Raw genomic sequence first — 22,255 nt, forward strand, 5'->3', positions numbered from 1 at the left:
CTGGCGGGGCCCGCGACACAGACACGCGCGCCGCGGCCCGCCCGTGCGGAGCCGCATGGCGTATTTTCGACGGCCGCTCGGCCTGTCCGCAACGAGACTGAACCGAACCGATGAAATTCACGCTTTCCTGGCTCAAGGACCATCTCGACACCGACGCCTCGCTGGCTGACATCTGCGAACGCTTGACCATGATCGGCCTCGAGGTCGAGGCGGTCGATGACCGGGCCGTGTTCGCGCCCTTCCGCATTGCCCGGGTCCTGACCGCCGAGCGCCATCCGGACGCCGACAAGCTGCAGGTGCTGACCGTCGAGGCGGGACCCGACATCAACGACGGCAAGCTGGTGCAGATCGTCTGCGGCGCGCCCAACGCCCGGGCCGGGCTCGTCGGCGTGCTGGCGATGCCGGGCACCTACGTGCCGGGCATCGACACGACCCTGTCGGTCGGTCGCATCCGCGGCGTCGAATCCCACGGCATGATGTGCTCGGAGCGCGAGCTGGAGCTGTCCGACAGCCATGACGGCATCATCGATCTGGCACCGGATGCGCCGGTCGGCGCGCGCTTTGCCGATTATGCCGACCTCGCCGACCCGGTCATCGAGATCAACCTGACGCCCAACCGGCCCGACGCGACGGGCGTCGCCGGCATCGCGCGCGATCTGGCGGCCTCGGGCATGGGAACGCTGAAGACCGCGCTGCCCGAGCGCATCGAAGGGGAGGGCGACTGCCCCTTCGGCCTCTCGGTGGAGAGCAGCACCTGCACCGGCTTTGCCCTGCGCAAGGTCAGCGGCGTGGCCAACGGCGCGTCGCCGGCCTGGATGCAGAAGCGCCTGAAGGCGATCGGCCTTCGCCCGATCAACGCGCTGGTGGACATCACCAACTACGTCACCTTCGATCGCGGCCGTCCGCTGCACGTCTTCGACGCCGCCAAGGTGGCCGGCGACCTACGCGTGCGCGATGCGGGCGACGGCGAGGAGGTCCTCGCCCTCGACGAGCGGACCTACCGGCTGTCGGCCGGCATGTGTGTCATCGCCGACGAGAACGGCGTGGAATCCATCGCCGGCATCATGGGCGGCGAGCATTCGGGCTGCGACGCGGCGACGACCGACGTCCTCATCGAATCGGCCCTGTGGGACCCGCGCGACATCGCCCGCACCGGCCGCACGCTCGGCATCATTACCGATGCGCGCTACCGCTTCGAGCGCGGGGTCGACCCGGACTTCATGGAGCCGGGGCTCGATCTGGCGACGCGCCTCGTCCTGGATCTGTGCGGCGGCACGCCGTCCCGGCGCATCGTCGTCGGCGGGGATGCGCGCCCGGCCGCGCCGATCGTGCTACCCTTCACGGAAACCGAGCGGCTAACCGGCCTGCCGGTGGACCGCGACCGGCAGGTCGCCATCCTCGAACGGCTCGGCTTCCAGGTCACGCCCGACGCCGAGGCGGCGCATGTCGTCAGCCCGAGCTGGCGGCCGGACATCGACGGCAAAGCCGATCTGGTGGAAGAGATCATGCGCCTCGTCGGCGTCGACACGATCGCGCCGCAGCCGCTCCCCTCGGCCGGCGCCGTCGGCGGCCGCATCCTCACCGTTCCGCAGATCCGCGACCGCGCGGCGCGCCGGGCGCTGGCCGCCCGCGGCATGGTGGAGACGGTCAGCTACAGCTTCATTCCCGCCAGCCATGCCGCGGCGTTCGGCGGCGGCAACCCGGCGCTGACGCTGGAGAACCCGATCTCGGCGGACATGTCGGACATGCGCCCCTCGCTGCTGCCGGGCCTGATCGCGGCGGCGGCACGCAATGCTGCCCGCGGCCATGGCGACACGGCGCTGTTCGAGGTAGCGGCGGTCTACCGCTCCGACGAGCCCGACGGCCAGCTGCGCGTCGCCGGCGGCTTGCGCCGCGGCACCGCGGTGCTGGAGGGCAGCGGACGCGCCTGGGACGGCAATGCGTCGGCCGTCTCGGTCTTCGACGCCAAGGCCGACGCCATCGCGGCCCTGGAGGCCGCTGGTGCGCCGGTGGACCGGCTGATGATCGAGGCCCCGGCGAGCGACTGGTACCATCCGGGCCGCTCCGGCCGGATCAAGCTCGGGCCCAAGGTGGTGCTCGCCGAATTCGGCGAATTCCATCCCAGGACACTGAAGAGTCTCGACGCCGCCGGGCCCCATTGCGGCTTCGAGGTGTTCCTCGACGCGATCCCGGCGCCCAAGCGCAAGGCGACCCGCACCAAGCCGGTGCTGGCCGTGTCGTCCTTCCAGCCGGTGCGGCGCGACTTCGCATTCGTCGTCGATGCCGACATGGACGCGCTGAAGCTGGTCCGGGCCGCCGAGGGCGCCGACCGCAAGCTGGTCGGCGAGGTCCGCGTCTTCGATGTCTTCACCGGCGCGGCGCTCGGCGAGAACCGCAAGTCGGTGGCGCTCGAAGTCACCCTCAACCCGGTGGAGCGGACGCTGACCGAGGAGGATCTGGAGGCGGTGTCCGCCAGGATCGTCGCGCAGGTCGAGAAGGCCACCGGCGGCACGCTGCGCACGTAAGGCTCCGCCGTCCGGGGAGGGGGATCGGCGCATGTTTTGCGGCGGTCCATCAGGATTTCTGCGCCATCCAGACCTTGTGGATCTGCCCCTGCGGCTCGTCGAAGGTGGCCAGCCGCACCGTGAAGCCGGCCTCGGCCAGCAGCACCCGGTACCCGGCATCGCTGTAGCTGGCATAGGCGAACGGCTCGTCGAACATCGTGTTGCGGATCGCCGAATGGGACGGCCCGCTGGTGAAGAGCAGGAGTCCGCCCGGCCGCAACCAGGTCGCGAACCGGCCCAGCATCGCCGCCTGATCCGTATGGTCCAGATGGAAGAAGCTGTCCCAGGCGACGATCGCCTCGAAGAGCTCGGCCGGCACATGGGTGCGCATGTCGCCCAGCACGGTGGGCAACTGCGGGTAGTTCTTCTGAAAATGCGCCAGCATGGCGGCCGAACCGTCCAGCCCGGTGATCGCCACGCCCGCCGCGACCAGATGCGCCAGTCCCGCGTGACCGGTGCCGCAGCCGCAGTCGAGCAAACGCGCGCCGGGGCCGAGTTCGTCCGCCAGCGCCGCGAAGAACGGCGGCTCCCAGCCTTTCAGACGCCGCGCCTCCTCGAAGCGGTCGGCGATGCGGTCGTAGCCCGCCACGGCGGGGTGCTTCTCGGCAGCCATCGGTGTCGTCATGCGGCGGCGGCCAGCCGTTCGCCGGCCATCCGGTAGGAAATGGCCTCGGCGAGATGGACCCGCCGCATGATGCCTAAGATGCCCGGAAGCCCACCCTCGCTTTCGGCCCTCCCGGTCATCGTGAGGCGCTGAACGCCGTGTGAACGACACGTTCAGCGAGGGTTCCGGCGTCGGGGTTCAAGTTCGGGTTATTCCATCCCGAGCCGATGTGCTCTTGTCGGAGACGCCCAGATGATCCGCTTGCCCCTTGCCTCCGTCCTCGTCGTTCTCGCCGGCCTGACGGTCGTGGCCCCAGCGTCCGCCAACAACGTGCGCTTCGACCAGTATGGCTGGTCGAACTCCGCCGGTGGGTCCCAGCAGGGCTACCGCAACCGCATCCGCGTCCAACAGGACGGCCGGTACAACCGCTCGGTCGGCGAGCAGCGCGGTTCGCACAATCTGTCGGTTGTCGGTCAGGAAGGGCGTCGGCATTACGGCGCGACCTACCAGAACGGCAGCCGCAACTCCGCCGGCATCGGTCAGTTTGGCTCCAACCACACGACGATCCTCTCTCAGGACGGCCACGGCAACATAGCGGCCGGTGTTCAGGTTGGACGCGGCTGCTCGGCCGACGTCGCGCAGGGCGGCAGCGGTAACGTCGCGGCCCTCGTCCAGGCCTGCGACTGATCCGCGCCGAACGGCGCGACCCACCCGTTCCGCTCCCGTCCCATTGATGAGGCCCACCATGCAGTTGCTCCGTCCTCGCCACCGCCTCGCCGCGGCTCTGGTTCTCCTCGGCGCCACCAGCGCCGCCTTCGCCGGCCCAGCGGTCACGCGATCGGGCGAGGCGCCGGTCCGGTGCGAGCTCGACGTCTCGCGCCGGGGTGGAACGGTCGAACTGACCGCGCTCGTCCATGCCGAGAAGGCGACGCGCGGTGAGTATGCATTCCACGTCTCGGGGCAGGGAACCGACATCCGACAGGGCGGGCCCTTCGCCATCGCTTCCGGCGGAACGGAGCAGCTCGGCAGGGTGACGCTCGGCGCTGGCGGCTCCGGCTACGATGCCGATCTGGCCGTCGTCGTCGATGGCAAGACGATATCCTGCTCCGACCGAGTCGGCGGCGGGATCTGACGAATCGACAATACCCTGCCTTGCCAGGCCGGTCTGGCGGGGGACCCTTCCTGCAGTCCACGCATGTCCCGGAACAGACCGGGGAACGGAGATCTCAATGACCTTCATTTCCGCGAACGCCATTGCGGCCGCCCTTGCCATCACGATCGCCGCCCCGGCGACCTTCGCCANGCAGTCCACGCATGTCCCGGAACAGACCGGGGAACGGAGATCTCAATGACCTTCATTTCCGCGAACGCCATTGCGGCCGCCCTTGCCATCACGATCGCCGCCCCGGCGACCTTCGCCACGCCCGCGGCCGCTGGCGGCCAAGTGTCCTGGATCTTCGCCCCGGTTGACCGGCAGACGAGCGGGGCTGTCGAAGCGGGGCTACGGATCTATTCGCTCTACAACGGCCTCAAGGACGGCTCAATCCGCCAGAAGGGCAAGGGTAACAACGCCGACCTCGCCCAGCGTGGCCGGGGCAATGTCGGTCTCCTCCAGCAGCGCGGGAACGGCCATTCTGGCACGCTGGAGCAGAACGGCGACGGCAACGCCTACGGTCTCTTCCAATTTGGACGCGGGGCGCGCGACGCCGTCGTCCAATCCGGCAACGGGAACAGCGGCGCGACCCTTACCTACGGCTGGTGATGGGGGATCGTCAGCTTTCAAGCATGATGCGCTCAGAAGTTATCTGGCAGATTTGGGTCGAGGGACGAAGGGCAGCTTGCCACCTGCGAAGCCCCAAAGCCGCCAGTCTCCTTTCGGCCCGTTCCGGCGAATGGAGATCAGTTTTATCGGGTGGACTTGCGAATGGTCCGGTTCCGCCATCATCGCCGCCGGAGCGGACATCCTGCACGACCGACCTTTGGCCTTCGCGGATTGAAGCTGAATCCAAGGATACGAGCTCCGTTAGCTAGTTGGCGTCCTTCCGGGTCATCCAGCTTTCGCTGCGGCCTCTATCGTCGCGATGTCGATCTTCCCCATTGTCATCATCGCATCGAAAACGCGTTTCGCCTTGCCTCGGTCGGAACCCGTCGTCAGGTCGAGCAGCAGCCTCGGGGTGATCTGCCATGAATGCCCCCAGCGGTCCTTGCACCAGCCGCAGGCGCTTTCCTGCCCGCCATTGCCAACAATCGCATCCCAGTACCGATCGGTCTCCTCCTGGTCTTTGGTGACAACCATGGAGGACACGGATTCGTTCGGCGTGAAGTTCGGGCCGCCGTTGAGGCCGACGAACTTTCGGCCGAGCACGGTGAACTCGACGGTCAGATCGTCGCCTTCCTTGCCGCCGGGGTAGTCGGATGCAGCCGCGTTCACCCGCTCGACCTGGCTGTCGGGAAACACCGACGCATAGAACCCTGCGGCTCTCTCCGCTGCGCCGTAGTCGAACCACAGGCAGGTGATGAGTTCGGTCATATCAGGCTCCTTGTTCTGGCGTAGGTGAGGTCAGCCTCCGGTCTATCGGCTGACGACGTCGAAGCCACCGAAGATCATCCGCTTGCCTTCAAAGGGCATCGGGTTGTCGGCCATTGCCTCCTCCATCTCAGCGAAGACGGCCTTCTGCCCGGCAACGCGCGTTGCCTTGTCCGGCCACTCAATCCAGGAAAAGCAAACCGTCTCGTCCGGCCGCGCCTTCACGGCCCTCGCAAAATCTGTGACTTTGCCCCCGGGAACATCGACGCCCCAGCATTCCACATGGCGCGTCGCCCCGTTGCGCAGGAACAAAGGCGCGGCAGCTCGGCTATGCTGCACGAAGACGTCTTGATTGCCCGTAGGTACCGCGAGGACGAAGCCGTCGACATAGCCGAAAGCGCCACCCGGGCCCTCGTCGACCACCGGCTCGAAGCCGCCGAAAATCATGCGCTGGCCGTCGAAGGCCATGTCGGACATGTCCATGCGCGGGTCGGCCATCATTGCCGTCTCTGCGGCATCCTTGGTCACCTTGTCCGGCCAGACGATCCATCCGAACGCGATGAGCTCGTCGTCCTTTGCCGCAACGGAGCGGTAAAAGTCGGTCACCTCGCCCTTCGGCACATCGTCGCCGACCGCGTCGATGACGCTCGTAGCGCCGAACTCACGAAAGAAGGGAGCCGCTTTCTTGGCCTGTTCCACGAAGCGTTCGCGGTTCGGCCCCTCGACAGGGATCACGCATCCCATGACGTATGACATTAGTGTCTCCTTCCGCTCGGATGGTGTGCTTTCGGATGCGAATGGTTGTTCAGTGTAGGCCCTCGCGAGGCCTGCGCGACGCTGGGGACCACCGACCTAAGCCGGGCGGTTCATACCTGACCGTGTGCTTGAGGACGGGCGCGACGTTCTGAGGACAGGCGTGTCGGCAAGCGGCAGGAGGTCCGCGTCGCGGGAGAGCTTGCCTGCTCCGACGCCGAGCGCAGCCTGAGATCGCGAAGGAAGCCTGCGACAGCGGCCGTTGCCAGTTGTCGACGGTAGCGGAAGCGAGCTCGCGAAGAGCTTCGGGTTCATCATCTTGCCTCCGCCTCAGCGTTCGTCCCAGGCATCTCATTGATATGAAGGATGTTGCCGTCCGGGTCCTTGAACCAGACCATCTTCATGCCGTCGGCGTAGTGGATACCGTCGCGATAGGTGGCGCCTTCCATCTCGTAACGCTCAAAGGCGACGCCCTTCTGTGCCAGGTCCGCGACGATGGCCTCCATCTCGCCGGCCGCGTCGAACACCACCGCATTGGCTCGGTTCGTTCCGGCCTCTTCAGAGCGATAGATGACAAGATGTGTCGGCCCGGTGCGGTAGACGACGACGTCGCCGCTATCCTCCACGGCCGAAAGGCCGAGGGTAGCTCCATAGAACGCGCGAGCCCGGTCAATGTCGGACACCGCAAGGATGGCTGACGAGGGCTTGTGCGAAAGCATGGCGGGTCTCCCGTCGGACCGAATTCCAGTCCCTCTTTATTGAGTTGATATCAACATAAAATGAAGTTTGTCAAATGGGGGTGGCGGCTTCTCCTTCAGAGGGGCTAGAAGCTGACGGTCTGCATTGGGCCGTACCGGTCATCGAGGTGGCAGAGCGCCACTGGCAGATAGGGTCGTGAGAGGAATGGCAGCTATTTGCGACGTCGCTCCAGAAGCGGATGGTCTGCTCTCGGCCCCAGTCCGCAATCAGAAAAATTTGCTGATCGGGACTCGAATGACAGCTATAGTGGCTGCTCCAGTTGCAGAACTGAGATCGCCTTCCAGGCGAGCCAGTCGTCCGAAACTGCCCCTTCAGGGGAAGCTTTGAGACGTCCGTCTTCGATCAAGAGCACCTTTTAATAGAGAGCGGACCGAATATCTGGCTTATCGGACCAATCTGTGATCAACCGGCGGAAGAGTTCACCCTAAGGTATCAACAATCCCGCTAAGCGTCTCGACGTCAGGATTGGCGTTCTTCAGCGCCGCGATGTAATTGCGTGGGAACAGCAAGTGGTTGACCGTTCTCATGCCCATAAAGTCAGCGATCTTGTTCGTGAAAGTCGAGCAGTTATAGGCGACTGCGTGCCAGAGCGGGCTGTTGCCCTGAAGCTGCCGGACCCGACCAAGGATACGCTGATACTCTTCCGATGTGAGTGCGATCGTCATCTCGTTCTGAAGATACCTGATCTCGGTGTCACCATCCGAAAAGCCGGTCTCGGATGGGACCGGGGCGATATGGCCCATGGAATAGGCAGCGTTGCCGCCTGCGGGGTGAAGACCGGCGATCTCGGTCATGTTCGAGATGAGGATTCCCCCATTGTCGTAGGGGACGTTGCCGAGCGAATCGAGCTCGCCGAACGCGACGAACGAATGGCCGTAGCTCTCAGCATTACGGGCACGGAAAGAGATGAAGTAGGGCTTCGCCAACTGGCCAACGGCGCTTTGCCCCGACCAAGGTGTGAATCGAACCTGTTGATCGATCCCGGCGAAGCTCGTGGCAGGAGCACCGACCGTCATATTCGAATTCGAAGAAGTTGATGAGCAACCGGCAAAGGTCGCGATCAAGATTGCGGTCGCAGTGAATCTTGCAAGAAACTTTGCCATGTCGGTCTATCCCAAACGCGTCGTTGTTCAGTCTCTCCGGCATGAGGATTCACGACTTGCTGTGAAGATATGGGGAGAGCTGCAATCCCTAGGGGGTGACTAAGGCCTAAGTTGGGTAGCGTCTCGGAAGCGCAGCAAGAGGAGAACGACGTTCCAGGTCACCACCAGTCATTGGGCTACTGCCCGCCGGCACCGTAGGTGCTGGAAAGGCCGGCTTCGCCATCCGGACCACCTTCGCCGGCCACGTCAGCCTTGGCGCAAAGGCCGCTCATGAACTAAGATCTGCCCAGGCCCGCCCGGTGGGGGTCGACCATCGGCAATCGGACGTCTCCGGAAACTGGCGAATTTCGTGCTGACATGATTCACGACCCGGCAGAGCGTTGATAGGCGCCCATCAACTCTCTTCGTGGGTAACGGATCGAAGATTGCCCCCATGCGTCTCTGCGAGGAGGGTCGCTCATCCGGAGAACGCAATGCCCCGCTATTTTTTCGACATTCAGGATCATGAGAGGTTCAGCGAAGACGACACAGGCATTGAGTGCGGGAGACTGGATGCGGTGCGCGATACGGCAGTCGAGGCGCTTCCGGATATTGCCAAGTCGGTGTCTCCTGCTTGTGACCACCACACGATCACCGACACAGCCCGCTGTGAAACCGGCGAGAAGGTCTTCAGGGCAACAATGAAGATGGACGCCGACTGGCTCGGTAAGGTCTGAGGTCTCGCCCCGTGCATCTGGGTGCTTTGTGCCCAGCGGATCCAGAAGTGCAAACGGGGCGCAAGTACAGGGGCGGCCGAATTTCGGCAATCCCGGGTGCGTAGGGTAAAACCAGGCTGCATAGGGGGCGTCCGGCACCAAGTCGCCAAGCAGATCGACGTCTTCCGACAGGGTGATAGCCGAACGGCGGCATTCGCTTTGTAGATGCTTGAAAGTTGCCAGTCGGGATTCGGCCCTGGAGCCTGCGATCAGTTCGCGTAGTCTGAAAGACCGTCATGGGCAGGGAGCGGCCGATCGGTTGGCGGCGCTTGCTAACTGATATCGGATCTTACGTTGGTCCGTCGAGATGGAAACCGCTTTTGGGAACGCTTGTGTCAGTCCGGCTTTCTGGTAGCTGTTTCCACGTTCCGAGCATTGCTCAGCGGCGTTCTTCCGAGGTGTAAGTGTCCGAAGCTCTTCAACGATCATCCATCCTCCCGTCGGATTTGGCGGCTCTCGCGTCGGATGTCGCCGAGCGCGTCCTGGTACCCCGAGCAGACGAGATCGATCGGGAGGCTCGCTGGCCCGAGGAGGGTATGCGCGCTTTGGCGGAGGTAGGCCTTCTTGGGCTGCACGTTCCGGAGCGCCTCGGCGGGCATGGTCAGGGACTCCATGCGCTCGCCGAGGTCGCAGAGGTCCTTGGGCGAGCATGCAGCTCGACGGCCATGTGCTTTGCCATGCACTGCGTTGGCACGATGGTCATCGCGGCCAAGGCCACGCCCGATCAGGAGCAGCGTTTCCTGCGGCCAATTGCGGAAGGACGGCACGTCACCACGCTGGCCCTCAGTGAGCTCGGTACGGGATCGCATTTCTATCTTCCACGTTCCACCTTCCAGCCTGAGAACGGAAGCTATGTCATCAATGGCAAAAAAAGCTTCGTCACCAACGGCGGACACGCTGATTCCTACGTCGTTTCGGCGGTCGCGCCCGGTTCGGAACTGGATCCCGGCACCTTCACGTGCCTGCTGGTGGAAGCCGGGAACGTGGGGCTCGACTGGGGGCCACCCTGGAGCGGACTTGGAATGCGCGGAAACAGCTCCCGCTCCGCCAACCTCAACCGCATACCCGTTGCGAAGACGAACCTCCTCGGCGAGGAGGGCGACCAGATCTGGTACATCTTCGAGGTTGTCGCCCCCTTCTTCCTGATCGCAATGGCGGGAGTGTATCTCGGTATTGGGCAGGCCGCCCTCGATCTGTCGGTGGCACATGTCCGCGGCCACAAGTTCACCCATACCTCGGCACGGCTGGCCGAGAATCCTGCCATTGTCGAGCAGTTCGCGGATATGTGGACGCGGCTCGGGAGGGCACGGAGTCTCCTCCACCATGCGGCGCGCCTGGGCGACGCGGGTTCACCCGATGCGGCAAATGCGATCTTTGCCTCGAAGATCGACGTTGCCGAGGCGGCGGTGGCCGTGACGAACTCGGCCATGCAGCTTCTCGGCGGGCGTGGTTACCAGGCGGACGGCCAGCTCTCGCGTCTCCTGCGGGATGCCCAGGCCGCTCATGTAATGTCGCCGACCACCCATCTTCTGAAGTCCTGGCTCGGTCGATCCGTGCTCGGACTGCCACCGCTCTGACGGTCGACATGGATACGAAGGCTATAACGGCGGCGCAAATCCTTGTCCTGCTCGGTGAATCGCCAGAAGACTGGGCCGCCGAACGCTTCGCTTCTGAGCTCTGGAAGGGATACGACCTTGAGCTGCTGGTCACTCCCAAGACAGACATCGCGTCGACCAAGGCCCGCTCCCCGGAGATCCTGATCGTAGGGCCGCACGTCCCTGTGCCCCGGCGCGCCGGAACCCTGTTCCGCCGCAGGCATCCATCAGCTCAGGTGCTGTTCCTCGTCCCGGAACCGGACCTGTCGCGATTTCGCGCAAGCCTGCCCTTCACTCCGGAGATTGCGGGGGCCTCCGCAATTGCGGCAGACACCGCGCCCACCGAGCTGCACAGCGCCGTTCGCGAACTTCTGGATGCCAACCGCCGGGAACGCCAGCTCAGCGGCCTCTACAGCCGCGTCAACGCAATGGTCGCCGGGAAGGGCAAGGGCTCCTCTGCGGAGGATGACCGACGCCGGCAACTCGTCGTTGCGGAACGCTATCTATCCGCGATCCTCACCCATGCCCCGGAGGCGCTCTTCGCTGCCGATGTCGAAGGCAGGCTGGTCCAGCTCAATCGGGCCGCAAAGCGCCTCTTCAAGACCGAGCCCCTGCACGTCGGCCGTCCGGTTGCGGAGTTGTTTGCGCCAGAATCCCAGAGCCGGGTTGCGGCGCTCGTTGGCCGAGCCGTCGTCGGCGATGTTGTGGAGAGTGAGGAGGCACGGATCAATTGTGTCTCCGGCTCGACGCGCACCGTCGAGCTAAGCGTCGCGCCTGTTCTCGGGCCGGCGGGAGCCGTCGCGGGACTTTCCTTCAGCGCTCGCGACGTCACGGAGCGGCTCAAAGCCGAACAGACGCTGCGAGAACTGGCTTCTCGCCTTGAGGAGCGAGTGACAGAGCGCACCCAGGAACTCGCAGAGGCGAACCGGGCACTGATCGCGGAGATGCAGCAGCGCCAGAATGCCGAAGGTCAGATTCGGCAGATGCAGAAAATGGAGGCAGTGGGCCAACTCACCGGGGGTATCGCACACGACTTCAACAACATGCTCGCTGTCGTGATCGGCGGGTTGAACCTCGTCCAGCGCAGGCTAGCCAAAGGAGACACCGACGTCGGCACGTACATTACCGGGGCAATGGAAGGTGCCGACAGAGCCGCGGCACTGACGCAGCGCCTGCTTGCCTTCTCTCGCCAACAGCCCCTGTCGCCGCAGGCCGTGAACGCGAACCAGATGGTGTCGGACATGTCCGACCTCCTGCGCCGCACCTTGGGCGAGATGATTGAGATGGAAACTGTCCTCGCAGGCGGCCTCTGGCGGACGCATGCGGACGCGAGCCAACTCGAGAACGCAATTGTCAATTTGGCCGTCAACGCTCGAGACGCGATGCCGGATGGCGGGCACCTGACCGTGGAGACAGCAAACTGCCACCTCGATGATGCTTACGGCGCCGAGCACGGCGTTCCCGCCGGGCAATACGTTATGGTGGCGGTGACAGACACGGGCAGCGGCATGCCGCCCGAGGTCGTGGCCAAAGCCTTCGACCCGTTCTTCACGACCAAAGGCGTTGGCAAGGGAACAGGTCTAGGACTCAGCCAAGTGTTCGGCTTCGTGAAGCAATCCGGAGGGCACGTAAAGATCTATTCCGAGCCGGGCCATGGCACGACGATCAAGATCTACCTTCCCCGCTTCTACGGTCGAGCCGAAGCTTCTAAAAGTCCGGTCGCGCAGAGCCTCCCAAGAGGATCGTCGTCTGAGGTCATCCTCCTCGTCGAGGACGATGAGCGTGTCCGCGAGCTTGTCGAGCAGATGCTCCGCGACCTCGGCTACGGCGTCGTCGCGGCTTCGGGTGGCACTGAGGGACTGCGTGCCCTCGACGAGCACCCGGAGGTATCGCTGTTGTTCACTGATGTGGTCATGCCCGGGATGAACGGCCGCCAGCTCGCAGACGAGGCCCGGCGGCGTAGGCCCGATCTGAAAGTTCTGTTTACCACCGGCTACACGAAAAACGCGGTGGTCCACAACGGTGTGCTGGACCCCGGCGTAAACCTTCTTCAAAAGCCCGCAACCCTGGAACAGATGGCCGCTAAGATTCGCAGCGTGCTTGATGAATGACTGGTGATCGCGTTTTGCGCATCGCCGACATTCCTCTACAAACTACCGGTTTGCCGTCGGTCCCACAGCTCTGGAAGAAGACACCCCTTGAACGCCAGCGACCCATCGTGCGTCGAGGAAGCCGTACGCTCGGCCGAACTCCATGCCTACGGCCTTCTCGACGCACCGCGAGAGCAGGACTTCGATGATATCGCAAGGATGGCCTCGCAGGTCTGCGGAACTCCGATCGCGGTTGTGAACCTCGTCGACACCCATCGTCAGTTTTTCCTGGCGGAGGTTGGCATAGGGATGCGAGAGACTCCGCTGGAGACCTCGTTCTGCGGCCACGCAATCCTTGAAGATGACATGCTGATCGTGCCGGACGCGCGCCTCGATCCACGGTTCGACGGTAACCCCCTTGTGCACGTGGAACCCGGCCTGCGCTTCTATGCCGGGGCGCTGCTGAAGACGCCGTCTGGCGCTCCCGTCGGAACGATGTGCGTACTCGACACTGTGCCTCGCGATCTCGACGAGCGGCAGATCGACATGCTGCGCTTTCTCGCTCGGCAGGCGATGACACAGATGGAATTGCGACGCTCCCTTGCCGCGCAGAAACGCCTCCATGATGAGAACCGTGCGTCCGAGGCCCGATATCGACAGATCGTGGACAGCGCCGTCGACTTCGCGATCCTCACCCTCGATCTCGGCGGCAACGTCACGTCCTGGAATGTCGGGGCAGAACAAATTCTCGGCTGGTCCGAGACGGAGATGCTCGGCAAGACCGCGGACATCTTCTTCACGCCGGAGGATCGAGCTGACGGTATCCTTGAAAAGGAGCTGGATGGTGCTCGCAGGGATGGTCGGGGCATCGACGAGCGGTGGCACCTGCGCAAGGACCAGAGCCGCTTCTGGGCATCGGGTGAGATGATGCCGCTGAACGACGATGCCGATCACCACGTCGGCTACGTAAAGATCCTTCGCGACCGGACGGAACGGCGTACTGCGGAACTTCAACGTGAGGAGTTGATGCAGGAACAGGCGCATCGGATGAAGAACATGCTGGCGATGGTGCAGGCTATCACGGCCCAGACGTTCAGGACCGCCCGGTCGCTTGAGGAAGGGAGCGAGGCGATCTCCGGACGATTGTCGGCTCTTGGCCGGGCACAAGACGTTCTTACCCATTCGCGGACGGATTCTACCGATATCCGGCATCTCGTGGAGGACGCACTGCGCCCGCATCGTTCCGGGGAGGAACGGATCTCCGCAAACGGCCCAGCCGTCGAGCTCTCGCCGGAACAGGGAGTGGGACTGTCGCTGGCGATCCACGAGCTTGCGACCAATGCGGCCAAGTACGGAGCACTCTCCGTCGCAGGTGGCTGCGTGACGATCGATTGGACTGTTTCACATGATCGCTCCTTCCAATTCCGCTGGCGGGAAAGCGGCGGACCGGACGTCGAGCCACCATTGAGAACCGGGTTCGGGACTCGCCTGATCGAACGTATTGTGGCGCCCTACTTTGAAGGCGTGGGGAAGCTGACGTTTGATCCCGCGGGCGTTCGGTTTGAAATGATCGGAACCATCGCCGATCAAACGGGCCCGCAACCGCAAGAAGCGCCTGTCCACCAAGCGTGAGCCTCCCCCGCAGACGAGCCCAACCGCGTCGGCGTACTTCGTATCCTTTCAGGTCCGAGCCATGCAGTCAGAGTTCCAGAGTTCTCAGGACGATGCCGCTTCTCCCAGAGGGCAGCAGGTAGCGGCGCTCTTTGAGCAAGCCGCGGTAGGTGCGGCCCAAACCGATCTGACGGGTCGCTTTATCTGGGTGAACGACTCCTACTGCGCAATTCTGGGCCGCACTCGAAACGAGCTGCTTCAACTTGGAATCCGAGACGTCACGCACCCGGAGGACCTGCCCCGAGACGCACGCCTATTCGACCGCTTGGTAGTAAGTGGCGAATCCTTTCACATCGAGACGAGGTACGTACGGCCGGACGGGACTGTCGTCTGGGCGAGTAATGCCGTGGAGATCACCCGCAATAGCACGGGAGAGATCGAAGCCACGCTCGGTGTCTGCATCGACATCAGCGGCCGGAAGAATGCCGAAGCAGCCCTGCGAGAGTGCGAGGTTTTCAAGAGTGCCATTCTGGAAGCTGCCCTGGACTGCATCATTACGATCGACCGGGACAGCCAGGTCGTGGAGTGGAATCCGGCAGCCGAACAGACCTTTGGCTACGGAAGGGATGCGGCGCTCGGCAAGGACTTGGCGCAGTTGATCGTTCCCCCGGAGCTCCGGGAAAAGCACCGCCAGGGAATGGCCGAGTATCTTGCATCGGGTCACGGTCCGGTGCTCGGACAGAGAGTGGAAGTGGAGGCGCTGCGGTCTGACGGCTCCCGGCTACCTGTCGAACTTGCGATCACTCCGATTTACCTCGATGGGAAGCAGTTCTTCACCGCCTACCTGCGTGACATCAGCGCCCGCAAAGAAGCCGACGCGAGAATGCGGGAGAGCGAGGCGCGGCTTCGGGCCACCTTCGAGAATGCCTTTGCGGGAATTTCCGAGGTAGATACGAACGGCCGGTTCATTCGGGTCAACGAAGAGCTCTGCCGCATCACAGGCTATAGCCGCGACGAGTTGCTGAACCGCGGCTTTCAGGATCTCACACCGCCGGAGGATCTGAGGAACGACCTGGAACGGTTCGAGCGTCAGATGGCGGGGGATATCGACGTCTACCAGCTAGAGAAGCGGTTCATTCACAAGAACGGCTCGGTCGTCTGGGTCGACCTGTCGGCATCCCGCGTGGACGATGAGCGGGGTCGACCCGTGTATGGCGTGCGGGTCGTGCGGGATATCACCGATCGCAGAAAAGCCCAGGAGCATCAGCGACTGCTTGTCGACGAGTTGAACCACCGGGTGAAGAATACGCTTGCGACGGTGCAGTCCATATCCTCCCAGACTCTGCGGAGTTCCTCTACGATGCAGGAAGCCAACGACGCCATCGAGAGCCGCCTGATGGCGCTGTCGCGAGCGCACAACGTGCTCACTCAGGAGAAGTGGGAAACGGCAGGTCTGCACGACATCCTTGCCAAGACGCTCGAACCCTACAGCAGGTCAGAGGAGCATCGACTACGCCTCGAAGGGCCAGAGACAAGACTTCCTCCGCGCATCGCCCTGGCTCTTGCCATGGCGGTGCAGGAGCTGGTCACCAATGCCGTCAAATTCGGTGCTCTCTCGAACGAATCCGGCAAGGTCCAAATCTGTTGGGCCGTCGACCACGCCGCCTCACCGCACCATCTTTGTCTCTGCTGGGAGGAAACGGGAGGGCCGCCAGTTGCAGTTCCTCACCGGCGCGGGTTTGGTTCTCGGCTGGTCGAGCGAAATCTTGCTCAGGAGCTGGATGGCGCGGTGAGGATCGACTTCCGCCAAGCAGGCGTGGTCTGCACCATCGACGTGCCGCTCTCGTAGGGCGTCCGCGACGCTCGCCGAGCTTCACTACCGTCGCAGATGGGGCATCGTTTGACGAATGTGGTGCTGGCGCCCCTCGCGAACGTACTTCGGCCGTAGTTCAGGAGTGTCGTTGTCCATAAATGGCGCAATAGGTATACGCACCCGCATGTCGTTCCTCCTGAACAAGATGGCCTCGCTGCTCGCGACCCTAGTGGTCGTGAGTATAGCGCTGTTCTGTTCATCGTCGGCGCAGGCGCATACGAACCACGGGACCGACACTGCTGAGGCTTTCGCACCGGCCCTTGTTGGCGATATTGCCGCCGAAGAGGCCGTCGCCGTTACCAGCGATGACGGGAGCACGGCCGTGCAACGTGTCACCTCTTCATCATCATGCTGCGGAACGGGTGTTTCAACATGCATGGCGGCTACGACTGGCGCGTCGGCGTTCTGCCTTCGCGCACCTCCCTTGGCGACGCATGGCCCCGATCTCGATGCCGGGCTGCTTGACGGCACCAATCTCGACGGCCTGATTAGACCTCCCAAAGCCTTCGTCTGACACCCCGCGGACGCCCATGCGCGTCCCGAGCGATGATCCAGACCTTGGGCTTTCTCGATGCACCTCCGTATCCTGACCGCGGCCGCTATGGCCGTTCTGACGATTGCGTCGCCTGTTCGCGCTCATGAAGGGCACGACCACGGTACTCCGCCGCCGGTTGTCTCCGCACAGACCGCTCCCCGCGCCGAGGCGCAGAGCGCGCTCTTCGAATTCGTAGCGGTCGCGCGCGGACCTTCGCTCGAAATCCATCTCGACCGTTACGACACCAACGAGCCCATCGTCGGCGCGACACTCGACATCGAAACGCCCTTCGGGCCCGCGACGGTGACTGCGGAGGGCGACATCTATCGTCTCGACGCCGCCTGGGCGCAGCAGCCGGGAACCTACGATCTAATCGCGACCGTCGCCAGCGGCAGCGACATCGACTTTCTCACTGCGACCCTCATCATTCCCGAGGCACCCGCGCCAGCCGTCGCGGCGAGTTCCGGTTGGCTGGTGGGATCGGCACTGGCGACAGAGATGGGGGAGGCGCTCGCCGTCGACCTGACGGAACGGTTGTCCCGCAACGACCCCGCCATCCTCGCAGTCGGAGCCCTCAGTTTCGCCTTGGGTATCCTCGTCATGGCGGTTTTTCGGGGGAGAATGCTCTTTGCGGCCGGGACCGCCGTCGTCCTCGTCGTCCTCTTCACCGGATCAATCGCAGTCGCGCAGGAAGCGACAGCGCCACCCGTCGTCGGCGTCCGCGACCTCGCTCAGCGTCTTCCTGACGGGTCGGTTTTCGTACCCAAACCTTCACAACGTATTCTCGCGATCCGCACCCTCCTGACCACAGCGTCGGAGCATCACCGCAGCGTCGAGATGCCCGGACGCATCATCCCCGATCCCAATGCGAGCGGCTACGTCCAGGCCTCGATTGCCGGGCGCCTCTCGTCGCCACCAGGCGGTTTCCCGCGACTTGGTGCCCGGGTCGACGCGGGTGACGTCCTCGCCTTCGTGACCTCGCCGATCCAGACGATCGATCAGTCCGACCTTCGCCAGCGTCTCAGCGAGCTCGATCAGGCGATCTCGATCGCCGAGCAGCGGGTGCGCCGTTCCGAAACGCTGGTTAAGAGTGGCACAGTCGCCCAAACGTCACTCGACGAGACGCGGATCGAGTTGGAGGGACTTCGCGACCGCCGCGTCGCGATCGAGCAAGTTCAAGTAAAGCCGGAGGCCGCTGGTCGCCCCGGTCTCAGGGGTGATCGCGGCATCCAACGCCATTGCCGGCCAGATGGCGGAAAGCAATGCCGTCGTCTTCCACATCGTCGATCCCGAACGACTGTGGGTCGAGGCGCTGGCTTACGGCGGGGCCAGCTCCTTCGGCTCGGCCTCGGCTGAAGTCGGAAACGGCCGGGCGTTGTCCCTAACGTTCGAGGGCGCGGGTTTTGCCGGCACCTCGCCGGCGCTGCCAGTCCACTTCCGTGTCGAGGGCGAGACCACCGGCCTGCGGCCCGGGCAGTTGCTGACGGTGCTTGGGCAGACCGAGGAGACGCAAGCGGGCATCGCGCTGCCGCGGACGAGCGTGCTTCGAGGACTCAACGGACAGGACATCGTTTTCATCCACTCCGGGGCGGAGCGCTTCGAGCCGAAGGAGGTTCGCGTCCTGCCGCTCGATGGTGAGCGGGTCCTGGTCGCCGCAGGCATCGAGGCGGGCAGCCGCGTCGTGACCGAGGGGGCCGAGCTCCTCAACCAGATCCGCTGAGGGCGAGCCGATGTTCACGTTCCTCGTCACGCAATCCCTGCGCAACCGCATGCTCGTCCTCGCCATCGCCGCAGTGCTGGTGCTCTACGGCTCTTTCGTCTCGATGCGCCTGCCTGTAGACGTCTTCCCCGACCTGAACCGACCGACCGTTACTATCATGACGGAGTCCGAAGGTCTTGCGCCGCCCGAAGTCGAGCAGCTCGTCACCTATCCGCTCGAGACGCAGATGAACGGCCTGCCCGGCGTGAGCCGGGTGCGTTCTGTCTCGGGCGTCGGCCTGTCGATCGTTTATGTCGAGTTCGACTGGGACACGGACATCTACCTGAACCGCCAGCAGATTGCCGAGAAGCTCGCATTGGTGCGCAGCCAGCTTCCGCCGGGCGTCTCGCCCCAGATGGGACCCATCTCCTCGATCATGGGACAGGTGATGCTCGTCGCCATGACCGCGCCCGACGATGTATCGCCGATGGCGTTGCGCGAGGCGGCGGACGCGCTCGTGCGGCCCCGCCTCCTCGCCGTGCCCGGTGTCGCGCAGGTTATCCCGATAGGCGGCGAGGTTCGTCAGTACCGCGTCGCCCCGCACGCGGCGTCGCTCCGGGCACTCGGCGTCACGATGGAACAGGTTGAAGGCGCGCTCGCCTCGTTCGGGGCCAATACCGGCGGCGGCTTCACCGACCAGTATTCCCGCGAGTTCCTGATCCGAAACATCGGTCGCAGCCTCAGCCTCGATGATCTGCGTGGCCTCGTGGTGGCGACAGTCGGTACGAGACCCGTCCTGCTTGACGAGGTCGCAGACGTCTCCTTCGGCGCCCGTCAGAAGCGGGGGGAAGCCGGTTATATGGGTCGCTCCGCAGTCATCGTATCGATTGAGAAGCAGCCCGACGTCGACACCGTTGCTCTGACCCAACAACTTGAGGCGGCGCTTGGCGAGGTCAGCGCCTCGCTTCCGGACGGCATCCGGGCCGATCAGGTGCTCTTCCGGCAGGCGGACTTCATCGAGATCTCGATCAAGAATGTCCAGACGGTGCTGATCGAGGCCATCGTGGTGGTGGCGATCGTTCTCTTCGCCTTCCTGCTGAATGTCCGCACGACGGTCATATCTCTGACGGCAATTCCCGTCTCCATCCTCGCGACGGGCATCGTCTTCCATCTGATGGGGCTCTCCATCAACACCATGACGCTCGGCGGCCTCGCCATCGCGATCGGCGAACTCGTCGACGACGCGGTGGTGTGGATGTCGAGAACATTTTCCGCCGCCTTCGGGAGAACCGCGAGCTCGGCAATCCGCGCTCGGTGTTCGACGTCGTCGTTTCCGCTTCGCAAGAGGTCCGCTCGGGCATCGTCTACGCGACGGTCATCATCGTTCTGGTCTTCGTGCCATTGTTCGCCTTGACAGGGATCGAGGGACGGCTGTTCGCGCCGCTGGGACAGGCCTACATCGTCTCGATTCTCGCCAGCCTCGTCGTGTCAATCACCCTTACCCCGGTCATGGCCTACTACCTCCTGCCCAGCCTCAAGCGTTTGGATGAGCGCGAAGGCTTCATCGTGCGGGGGCTCAAACGTGGCAATCGTTTCATGCTGAACCGCGCATTCGGCTGGCCGAGGCTCCTTATGGCGGGCGCCACGCTGGGGGTGGTCGTTGCCGCCGTCGGGGCGACGGCCTTGCCGAGAGCATTCCTTCCACCCTTCAATGAAGGGACGCTGACCATCAGTATGGCCTTCAACCCCGGCATCTCCCTGGCGGAATCCCACCGCGTCGGCCTCATCGCGGAGCGCATCATCATGGAAGTGCCCGAGGTTTCCGTCGTCGGAAGGCGTACCGGGCGGGCGGAACTCGACGAGCACGCCGAGGGCGTCCATTCCTCGGAAATCGAGGTCGATCTGGAGACGGGGAGAACCAAGACAGAAATAGAAGCCGACATCCGCTCGCGCCTTTCGGTCCTTCCCGTGTCGATCAACATCGGCCAGCCCATTTCGCACCGCCTCGATCACATGCTGTCCGGCGTCCGGGCGCAGATCGCGCTGAAGGTCTTCGGCGAGGATCTCGACACGTTGCGTACCGTGGCGGAGAGCCTGAGGAGCCGCCTGGCGACGGTCCCCGGGGTCGTTGACCTCCAGGTCGAGAAGCAGGTCCGCATACCGCAACTCGAGATCCGGATCGACTACGAGCGCGCCGCGATTTTCGGGATCCAGCCGGCAAAGATCACCGAGGAGTTGGAGCAGCTTTCCAATGGTCGTGTCGTCTCGCGCCTCGTCGACGGCAACCGCACCTACGATGTCGTCATTCGGCTGGGCGATACGGAACGCACGACCGAAGCGCTCGGGGACCTACTGATCGAGACGCCGGCAGGCTGGATTCCGGTGCGCGAGCTTGCCGAGGTGCGGGAGACGGACGGACCGAACCAGATCCTGCGTGAAAACGGTCAGCGCCGCGTCGTCGTTCTCGCGAACGCCGCCGGTGACGCCGACATGGCGGAGGTGATCGAGCGGATCCGGGCGGAGGTGGCGGCAGCCGAACTACCCCCGGGCTTCTCGACGAGCCTCGAAGGCACCTTCCAGGCTCAGGAAGAGGCAAGCCGCACCATCGGGCTTCTGTCGCTGGTATCGCTCGCGATGATCTTCGCGATCCTCTACAGTCGCTATCGCTCGGCCGTATTCACGCTGATCATCCTTGGCAGCATCCCGCTTGCCCTGATCGGATCCGTCGCCGCGCTCTGGCTCTCCGGCCAGCCGCTGTCGGTCGCCTCGATGATCGGTTTCATCACGCTGACCGGGATCGCGGCACGCAACGGCATCCTGAAGATCAGCCACTACATCAACCTGTCGATCCACGAAGGCATCCCCTTCGGGCGCGAGCTCGTCATGCGGGGAAGCCTCGAGCGGCTGACGCCCGTACTAATGACCGCCCTCTCGGCGGGCGTGGCGCTGGTGCCGCTGATGATTGACCCCTCTGCACCGGGCAAGGAAATCCTTCATCCCGTCGCCGTGACGATCTTCGGCGGCCTCGTATCATCGACGCTGCTCGACACCTTCCTCACACCCGTCCTCTTCCTGCGGTTCGGGGAAAAGCCCCTGAAGCGGCTCGTCGAGGTAGCCCGACTTTCATCAACCCCGGGCACCCCGGATGCCGTGACCGACACGGCTGCGGCCCACACATTCTGACCAATGGAGTTCAAAACATGATCGCTCGCACCTTCCTCCTCGCCGCCGCCATTGTCGCCTCGACGGCAGCCATCGCCCACGAACCGCGCAAGGGTCCGAATGGCGGAGCCCTCGTCGACGCGGGCGACCACCACGTGGAACTCGTCGCCGCTGGAAGCGAAGTGAGGGTCTATGTCAGCGATTCCGCGGACGCACCTCTTCCCAGCGAGGGCTTCAAGGGAATGGCGATCCTGCTGATCGGCGGCAAGCCGGCGCGCGTATCGCTCGCGCCTGACGGCGCGTTCCTGTCGGGCCCGCTCGAGATCCCGGCCGAAGGGCCCGTGAAGGGAGCCGTCCAGCTCACGGCGTCCGACGGGAAGACGTCGCAGGCGAAGTTCGACTGACCTGCCTTCGGACGCCGCATCATGCCGACTGCAAACCGAACCACCCGGCCCGAGGGCCATCTTCAAGGAGAACTCCCATGCGTAGCACACTGATCATTGCCGCCGCGATGGGGATGTCCCGAAGTTTGTTGAACTTCGGCGAGCGGCGTTGCCGGATTGAAGGTTACGCGGCCCTGGAAACAGGGGCAACGGGCTTTTCGGCGAGGCGCTCTCGATGGGCA

At 64.1% G+C, this 22,255-nt stretch carries 18 protein-coding genes and 1 pseudogene; 14 read left to right on the forward strand and 5 right to left on the reverse strand.

What is annotated here, in order from left to right; genetic code table 11:
- The first annotated feature begins 110 nt into the window (after window positions 1-110).
- Window positions 111-2,525: a phenylalanine--tRNA ligase subunit beta gene (pheT, locus tag VQ042_RS18235; RefSeq protein WP_331821743.1), complete on the forward strand. Its 2,415-nt coding sequence runs from the start codon at window positions 111-113 to the stop codon at window positions 2,523-2,525.
- Window positions 2,526-2,574: 49 nt separating this feature from the next.
- Here the strand turns inward: pheT and VQ042_RS18240 are convergent, their stop codons facing one another.
- Entirely contained in the window at window positions 2,575-3,189 is a 615-nt protein-coding gene (locus tag VQ042_RS18240; protein ID WP_331821744.1) for a class I SAM-dependent methyltransferase, read from the reverse strand.
- Window positions 3,190-3,420: 231 nt separating this feature from the next.
- Between VQ042_RS18240 and VQ042_RS18245 the strand changes: the two genes are divergently transcribed.
- The 3 genes from VQ042_RS18245 (at window position 3,421) to VQ042_RS18255 (ending at window position 4,930) form a co-directional block, all read left to right on the forward strand.
- Window positions 3,421-3,855 carry a curlin gene (locus VQ042_RS18245; RefSeq protein WP_331821745.1) on the forward strand — a complete coding sequence of 145 codons (435 nt, stop codon included), beginning with the start codon at window positions 3,421-3,423 and terminating at the stop codon, window positions 3,853-3,855.
- Between the two features lie 58 nt (window positions 3,856-3,913).
- Complete coding sequence (gene csgH / locus VQ042_RS18250) at window positions 3,914-4,300, forward strand: curli-like amyloid fiber formation chaperone CsgH (protein ID WP_331821746.1); 387 nt, start codon at window positions 3,914-3,916, stop codon at window positions 4,298-4,300.
- A 216-nt stretch (window positions 4,301-4,516) separates the two neighbouring features.
- On the forward strand, window positions 4,517-4,930 hold the full coding sequence (locus tag VQ042_RS18255; protein WP_331821747.1) for a curlin: 414 nt from the start codon (window positions 4,517-4,519) through the stop codon (window positions 4,928-4,930).
- A 285-nt stretch (window positions 4,931-5,215) separates the two neighbouring features.
- On the opposite strand, the gene VQ042_RS18260 is transcribed toward VQ042_RS18255, so the two are convergent.
- The 4 genes from VQ042_RS18260 to VQ042_RS18275 all read right to left on the reverse strand — a co-directional run bounded on the left by VQ042_RS18260 (window position 5,216) and on the right by VQ042_RS18275 (window position 8,310).
- Complete coding sequence (locus VQ042_RS18260; RefSeq protein ID WP_331821748.1) at window positions 5,216-5,698, reverse strand: VOC family protein; 483 nt, start codon at window positions 5,696-5,698, stop codon at window positions 5,216-5,218.
- A 42-nt stretch (window positions 5,699-5,740) separates the two neighbouring features.
- Entirely contained in the window at window positions 5,741-6,451 is a 711-nt protein-coding gene (locus tag VQ042_RS18265) for a DUF1428 domain-containing protein (RefSeq protein ID WP_331821749.1), read from the reverse strand.
- Between the two features lie 311 nt (window positions 6,452-6,762).
- Complete coding sequence (locus tag VQ042_RS18270; RefSeq protein ID WP_331821750.1) at window positions 6,763-7,167, reverse strand: VOC family protein; 405 nt, start codon at window positions 7,165-7,167, stop codon at window positions 6,763-6,765.
- A gap of 459 nt (window positions 7,168-7,626) precedes the next feature.
- On the reverse strand, window positions 7,627-8,310 hold the full coding sequence (locus tag VQ042_RS18275; RefSeq protein ID WP_331821751.1) for a hypothetical protein: 684 nt from the start codon (window positions 8,308-8,310) through the stop codon (window positions 7,627-7,629).
- Between the two features lie 473 nt (window positions 8,311-8,783).
- Here VQ042_RS18275 and VQ042_RS18280 point away from each other — a divergent pair, with 473 nt between their 5' ends.
- The 10 genes and pseudogenes from VQ042_RS18280 (at window position 8,784) to VQ042_RS18325 (ending at window position 22,034) form a co-directional block, all read left to right on the forward strand.
- On the forward strand, window positions 8,784-9,026 hold the full coding sequence (locus tag VQ042_RS18280) for a DUF6894 family protein (protein WP_331821752.1): 243 nt from the start codon (window positions 8,784-8,786) through the stop codon (window positions 9,024-9,026).
- Window positions 9,027-9,469: 443 nt separating this feature from the next.
- The gene (locus tag VQ042_RS18285) at window positions 9,470-10,642 is read left to right on the forward strand and encodes an acyl-CoA dehydrogenase family protein (protein WP_331821753.1); all 1,173 of its coding nucleotides are present in this window, start codon (window positions 9,470-9,472) and stop codon (window positions 10,640-10,642) included.
- 8 nt (window positions 10,643-10,650) lie between these two features.
- On the forward strand, window positions 10,651-12,771 hold the full coding sequence (locus VQ042_RS18290; protein ID WP_331821754.1) for an ATP-binding protein: 2,121 nt from the start codon (window positions 10,651-10,653) through the stop codon (window positions 12,769-12,771).
- An 87-nt stretch (window positions 12,772-12,858) separates the two neighbouring features.
- Window positions 12,859-14,382 carry a sensor histidine kinase gene (locus tag VQ042_RS18295; RefSeq protein ID WP_331821755.1) on the forward strand — a complete coding sequence of 508 codons (1,524 nt, stop codon included), beginning with the start codon at window positions 12,859-12,861 and terminating at the stop codon, window positions 14,380-14,382.
- 61 nt (window positions 14,383-14,443) lie between these two features.
- Window positions 14,444-16,210: a PAS domain S-box protein gene (locus VQ042_RS18300; protein WP_331821756.1), complete on the forward strand. Its 1,767-nt coding sequence runs from the start codon at window positions 14,444-14,446 to the stop codon at window positions 16,208-16,210.
- A gap of 148 nt (window positions 16,211-16,358) precedes the next feature.
- Window positions 16,359-16,748, forward strand: a complete 390-nt coding sequence (locus tag VQ042_RS18305) for a hypothetical protein (protein ID WP_331821757.1) — start codon at window positions 16,359-16,361, stop codon at window positions 16,746-16,748.
- Between the two features lie 57 nt (window positions 16,749-16,805).
- Window positions 16,806-18,125, forward strand: a complete 1,320-nt coding sequence (locus VQ042_RS18310) for an RND transporter (RefSeq protein WP_331821758.1) — start codon at window positions 16,806-16,808, stop codon at window positions 18,123-18,125.
- Window positions 18,019-18,489: a hypothetical protein gene (locus VQ042_RS18315; RefSeq protein WP_331821759.1), complete on the forward strand. Its 471-nt coding sequence runs from the start codon at window positions 18,019-18,021 to the stop codon at window positions 18,487-18,489. The genes VQ042_RS18310 and VQ042_RS18315 overlap by 107 nt, the downstream gene beginning before the upstream one ends.
- A 10-nt stretch (window positions 18,490-18,499) precedes the next feature.
- Window positions 18,500-21,651: pseudogene (locus VQ042_RS18320) on the forward strand (efflux RND transporter permease subunit).
- Between the two features lie 17 nt (window positions 21,652-21,668).
- On the forward strand, window positions 21,669-22,034 hold the full coding sequence (locus VQ042_RS18325; protein ID WP_331821760.1) for a hypothetical protein: 366 nt from the start codon (window positions 21,669-21,671) through the stop codon (window positions 22,032-22,034).
- The last annotated feature ends 221 nt before the right edge of the window (window positions 22,035-22,255 follow it).

This window comes from Aurantimonas sp. A2-1-M11 (genome assembly GCF_036549475.1).
Taxonomy (GTDB): domain Bacteria; phylum Pseudomonadota; class Alphaproteobacteria; order Rhizobiales; family Rhizobiaceae; genus Aurantimonas.